The sequence below is a fragment of the Streptomyces lancefieldiae genome (assembly GCF_031845825.1).
In the GTDB taxonomy this organism is placed as follows: Bacteria; Actinomycetota; Actinomycetes; order Streptomycetales; family Streptomycetaceae; genus Streptomyces; species Streptomyces lancefieldiae.
Genome location: NZ_JAVRFH010000138.1, coordinates 1 through 4,612, shown reverse-complemented (window position 1 = coordinate 4,612; position 4,612 = coordinate 1). Strand labels below are relative to the sequence as shown.

Annotated in this window: 8 protein-coding genes; 3 read left to right on the top strand and 5 right to left on the bottom strand. The window is 68.9% G+C overall.

All coding sequences use genetic code 11. From position 1 onward, the window contains the following. Positions 1-31: 31 nt before the first annotated feature. The gene (locus RM812_RS40665) at positions 32-184 is read left to right on the top strand and encodes a hypothetical protein (RefSeq protein WP_311585829.1); all 153 of its coding nucleotides are present in this window, start codon (positions 32-34) and stop codon (positions 182-184) included. Then, complete coding sequence (locus RM812_RS40660; RefSeq protein ID WP_311585827.1) at positions 159-407, top strand: hypothetical protein; 249 nt, start codon at positions 159-161, stop codon at positions 405-407. Before RM812_RS40665 ends, RM812_RS40660 begins: the two co-directional genes overlap by 26 nt. Before the next feature lie 211 nt (positions 408-618). Here the strand turns inward: RM812_RS40660 and RM812_RS40655 are convergent, their stop codons facing one another. From RM812_RS40655 to RM812_RS40645, 3 genes are all read right to left on the bottom strand, one after another. Then, positions 619-882 (bottom strand): hypothetical protein, encoded by a 264-nt coding sequence (locus tag RM812_RS40655; protein WP_311585825.1) that lies wholly within the window; start codon positions 880-882, stop codon positions 619-621. A 19-nt stretch (positions 883-901) separates the two neighbouring features. Beyond that, positions 902-1,282, bottom strand: a complete 381-nt coding sequence (locus tag RM812_RS40650) for a hypothetical protein (protein WP_311585823.1) — start codon at positions 1,280-1,282, stop codon at positions 902-904. 117 nt (positions 1,283-1,399) lie between these two features. Continuing rightward, positions 1,400-2,506, bottom strand: a complete 1,107-nt coding sequence (locus RM812_RS40645) for a hypothetical protein (protein WP_311585821.1) — start codon at positions 2,504-2,506, stop codon at positions 1,400-1,402. A gap of 267 nt (positions 2,507-2,773) precedes the next feature. On the opposite strand from RM812_RS40645, the gene RM812_RS40640 reads away from it, so the two are divergent. After that, on the top strand, positions 2,774-3,070 hold the full coding sequence (locus RM812_RS40640) for a hypothetical protein (protein ID WP_311585819.1): 297 nt from the start codon (positions 2,774-2,776) through the stop codon (positions 3,068-3,070). A 94-nt stretch (positions 3,071-3,164) separates the two neighbouring features. On the opposite strand, the gene RM812_RS40635 is transcribed toward RM812_RS40640, so the two are convergent. Together RM812_RS40635 and RM812_RS40630 are read right to left on the bottom strand one after the other, a co-directional pair. Then, positions 3,165-3,713, bottom strand: coding sequence for a hypothetical protein (locus RM812_RS40635; protein ID WP_311585817.1), 549 nt, complete (start codon positions 3,711-3,713; stop codon positions 3,165-3,167). A gap of 45 nt (positions 3,714-3,758) precedes the next feature. Continuing rightward, positions 3,759-4,484, bottom strand: a complete 726-nt coding sequence (locus tag RM812_RS40630; protein ID WP_311585815.1) for a hypothetical protein — start codon at positions 4,482-4,484, stop codon at positions 3,759-3,761. Positions 4,485-4,612 lie beyond the last annotated feature (128 nt).

Here is a 4,612-nt window from a genome sequence, read left to right as displayed (position 1 = left end):
GTGAAGCGACGTCATGCAGGGGAGGCCCGCGGTGCTCGATACGGAGCTGCACGAAGACCTGGAGGAGATCGTCACCATGAGGGCGATCATGTGCGTGGAAGGGCCGGACGCACTCCAGTACACCGGGGCCGTCACCTGGGCGGTGGTACAGCTGTCCGATGAGGCGCCGGAAGTCGCGTGCTGAACTCACTCGCACCCCGCGCCTGGTCGTGGTGCTCGGCGCCCACGAACTGCGCACCGTCGCGTTGGAGATGCTGTACGGCATGTGGGCGCACCTGGTGCCCGGGAAGTTCGCGTGGGTACTGGCCGGCCGGAGCGGAGAGCTGGAGAACGTCCTGGCGCGCCCGGCCCTGGTGAGCCTGCAGTCCAGCGTCTTCCTGCGGCACCGGGTTCCCGAGCCGGCATGATGTTCCAGCTCCCCCGGCGCTTCCGATGAATACGCCAGGGTCGGAGGCGGCGCATCGCCTCCCGCCTCGCCGCTTGACGCCGCGCCGTTTCCTCGGGCGTCTCCACGATCGGCCGTGCCGGCGCCAGGCCTCGCCGGGTGAGCGTGCTCTGCGGCCGACGGCGCGCTTCAGGCCCCGTCTCCGGGGAGTTCCGCTCCCCGGAGACGGGTCGTCAGATGTAGAGGTGTTGTCGGTGGCTGGCGTGGCGCTCGGGCTCGGTCGCGACGGTCGGGCCCCCGTGCTCTCGGGCGCGGTTGTTGGCGGCGGTCACACAGTCTGAGCAGACAAGCATCTGGACCGAGGTCGACGTGCGGCCCAGAGTCGGCTGCCCGGTTGCGGGCTCGATCTCCACTACGGTGGCGCACCGGGCACACATGGTCGTGAGGGCGGCACAGGACCAGCACGAGCCGGTCACGGTCAGTTCGTCGGGAGTCATGGGGAAGCTCCTCCTGGAGTCAGGGCTTTTCGGTAGCGGGAAGGGTGCGGACATCGGCGAGCACATCCGCGACGAGCCGGTGCTCGAACAAGGCCAGTGCCAGGAGCAGTTCGCAGATGCGGGCGGCGTAGTCGCGGAAGCGGGTGCTGGTGAGGGACTTCACGTACCCCCGCCACACGAGGTGGGGCTTGTACTCCGGGAGGGCCGTGAGATGCGGAGGGAGGGGCTCGTGGTCGGGACGTGTCCATATCTGTCCGCCGGGCGGCTCCGTCTCCGCCTTCGTCCAGCCCTTGCTCGCGAGGTAGGTCTCTACCTGAGCGGGTGTCAGGGCCTGTACTGCGTCGACGTCCAGGAATACGTACTGCTGGACGAGCATCATGCCTCCGTGGATCAAGGTCACCGTCAATACCTCAACCCTACATGAGTAAATCCATTTAAGCAATATCGGTCGGGAGTGGTGCTGCTGTGGGATGGCGGCCCCGGCCCGCCGCGCGTCGGCGGCGGGCCGGGGCGGCTGTTACGAGCGAGTGCCGGAGCGGTGGGGGACGATTCGCACCGTTCGGCGGGGGTCGACGTCGCGGCCCCTGGGGCCGTTGACGTGCGCCTGGACGGGGACGCGGATGGGCTTGCACTCGCCGCCGGCCTCGATGATGGCGCGGTGCTGGCGGGGGTTGGGGCAGCGGTTCTGGTACCTCGCGCTGACTTCCCAGCGGAGCGTGTCGTCCTTCCACTTGGGGCCGGAGTCGTCGGTGGCCGCTCGGGCCGGGTCGCTGGGAGCCTGTGCATGGACGGGTTCGCGGATGATGCGGATGCGGCGCTTGCGGACGGTCCGGTTGCTGCGCTTGTTCTTGCGGCTGCGGCCGGTTGGCTTGGCGCCGGTGCTGTCGTTCTGGGGGACGCTCACGACGTCCTCGTCCGGGGTGGTGAGGGCGTCCGGCGCGTCGGCGGTACGGCGCAGATCCCAGAAGGCGAGGAGGATCGCGAGACTGCTGGCCGGGTCCGGCGCTCCGAAGAGGCGGTAGTTGCTGTAGCCGCCGAGCATCCCCTCGTGGAGGGTGATCACGCGGTTGGGGCAGTAGGGGCCACGGGGCAGCTCGGCGGAGGCGGCGAGCCGGGGGGGAAGGCGGGTGGGGATCAGGCGGGTGGCGGTGATGGTCTCGACGTCGAGGACGAGCTCATCGCCGGTGCCTTCCATGTGCCAGGCCGTGCCGTAGAGCGGGTGGAGGTCGTCGAGGCTGATCGGGGTGGGGAAGTAGACGAGCCCGTCGCGGGCGGGGGCGGCGTCTTCGAGGTTCCCGGCGACGACGCTGTCGCTGTTCACGAAGGGGTGCTCGGCGATGCGCGCGGCCATGCTGTGAGGGGCGACCCATACGTCGCTGGTGCGGTAGGCGGCGGCGAAGTTGGCGCACTGGGCGAGATAGGCGCTGAGGGTGTCGTCGGTCGGGTCCTCGCCGGTCATGGTGATGTACATGGCCTGGAAAAGGTCCATGCCGAGCGGCACGCCGCGGACGGGCTTGCCCCAGAAGTCGGCAAGCCGTGCACGCATTCGCTCGGCGTGGTGGGCGAGCCCGGTAGCGGTGGGAGGTGCGGCGGGGATCGGGGCGAAGGGCGTCGTCTTGGTCACGAGGGCTCCTGTGGGGCGGCCTGCGGCTCGGCAGAGCGGCCGCCGGGGCAAGTGGTGGGAGCTGCGGGGCAGGCGCCAGTGGGCCGCGGCGGGCCCTCGGCGGCTCTGTCTCACCCGAGGCTCACCCTCGATATTACGGCAGTAAATCCAATTGCGCAATACAGGTCAGTGGTGATCCCTCAGAGAGGCATATCGTGCAGCTCGACGTGCCCGTGCCGCGCGACCCCCAGGTACAGACCGACCACGACCACCGAAGGATGTCTACCGATGCCCGTTGACCTGCAGACCGGCGTACGTACCTATCAGTTCGTGGTCGACCGGCTCGAGGAACGTCGTGGTGAGCAGTACCCCGCCGGGCGCGAGGAGTACGAAGCCGATTGGACCGCCGCCCATGATCTGGAAAAGACCTTCGCCGAGGCCATAAACGGCAACGACCTCGCTACAGCCGAAAGTCTTCTCCAGGAACTCATGAATTTGGCCGAACCGTGGCGGGACCACCCTGACCACCCGGATAACCACGACGAGCGCCAACCCCACGACGCTGTACTGGGCAACCAGGCATAAGGCGGCAGCGGGTAATTCCCCATGAGCCTTGAATATCCCGGCGATCACGTAAGCGTGTCGGACTTAATCGGGCAGGCGGCCGCTTAGTGGCGCATCAGCCAAGGCCGGTGAGCAGGGACAGCGTCACGCCAAGCTCATGTTCCGGCTCGGCGTGCGGGACACCGTCCGTGCCCAGGAACAGGTAGAAGTACGCCGTCGTCAGCTGCCTCGGAGCTGAGGTCCCGCCCACGGTGCTCAAGCTGCCGGCAGAGTAGACATGCGGCAGCCAGCTCGGGCCCACGATCGCTTCCACCCAGGCCCGCGCCTCCGCCGGGTCAACGGCTTGGCGCGTGCCGAGCTGCTTGTGCTTCGCTGCGACCGACAGCGTCAGCACACTCCCCTCCCGGCCAGGCCGCTCCAGGAGTACGGCCTGCTCCGTGATGTCCCCGACGATGGTCAGGACGGCATGCCGGTCAGTCACTGAACGCACCGGTCCGAAACTGTGCGGCACCGTCTTTCCCTCCGCCCGCATCTGCTCCAGCACGGTTGCGGGCACTACGGCGGCCAGGCCGCTGTCGGCCGGGTCCGTGGAGAAAAGGCCCCGGCGAAAGCGCCGCAGCTCCTCCTCCTGTTTACGCAGGACAGTACGAATATCCACACACATACCGTCAACGTTACAAGCCGTCCCCGCCCAGGTCAGAGCGGGTGCTCACCCCTCTGCCCGGAGCAGGGCGATCACGGTGGCGTCGTCGCGGTATCCGCTCTCGTCTTCCACGGCAGCCGTGACCAAGGCCGCCGCGAGCAACTGCGGGTCGTCCGCGTGCTCGCGGCACAGCCGGGCTAGCATTTCCGCGGGCACCTGGTCGGAGACCCCGTCGGACATCAGCAGCACCAACGAGACTTCCGAGCGGACCTGAACCTGCCGGCACGTTGCTGCTCCGGCCTGGGCCAGCCCGAGCCTCGACCAGTTGTCATGCTTGACGGCGTCGAGTTCCACGGCGGCGCCCCCGTTCCACCGGAGCCAGTTCCCCATCGTCTGGTCGGTCGACCACTGCCTGAGCATGATCCCGTCCCACCCGTAGGCCCTGCAGTCCCCGATCCAGTGGACGCTGGTCGGCTGTCCCGGCTGCGCGCAGGCGAAGACCGCGGACGCGTGCGGGGGCCGGTCGTAGGCCGCGGCCATCTGCCCGGCCGTCATCAGGCCGGCCAGGCCGCCCACCGCGATCCCGATGTGGGTGATGACCGCCGGGGTGATCGCCGCATACCGGACCACCTCCGGATGATGGCCGGCCCCGTCGACCACCGCGGCGCACAGCACCTCACCGCGGCGCTGCACGTCGGCTCCGTCCGCGCAGGGCGGCTCGGTCCCAGGCCGCTGTGCCAGCCCCACCACGATCTTCTCGACGGCCACCGCGCGGGCGCTGTGCTCTTCCATCGCCCATGCCTCCGTTCTAGGGGCCGGTGTGGCCCTCTCGCCCTACAGGCCGCTCGAGGCAGAGGAGCGGACTTTTTGACGAAGTTGAGGCGGGTGTGACGTGTGTGGGGCGGATCCGCCGTCGACGG

Excerpts from the sequence above, each read along its gene's own strand:
- RM812_RS40635 (WP_311585817.1), bottom strand. The coding sequence starts at position 3,713 with ATGTGTGTGGATATTCGTACTGTCCTGCGTAAACAGGAGGAGGAGCTG.
- RM812_RS40630 (WP_311585815.1), bottom strand. The coding sequence starts at position 4,484 with ATGGAAGAGCACAGCGCCCGCGCGGTGGCCGTCGAGAAGATCGTGGTG.
- RM812_RS40640 (WP_311585819.1), top strand. The coding sequence starts at position 2,774 with ATGCCCGTTGACCTGCAGACCGGCGTACGTACCTATCAGTTCGTGGTC.
- RM812_RS40660 (WP_311585827.1), top strand. The coding sequence starts at position 159 with ATGAGGCGCCGGAAGTCGCGTGCTGAACTCACTCGCACCCCGCGCCTG.
- RM812_RS40655 (WP_311585825.1), bottom strand. The coding sequence starts at position 882 with ATGACTCCCGACGAACTGACCGTGACCGGCTCGTGCTGGTCCTGTGCC.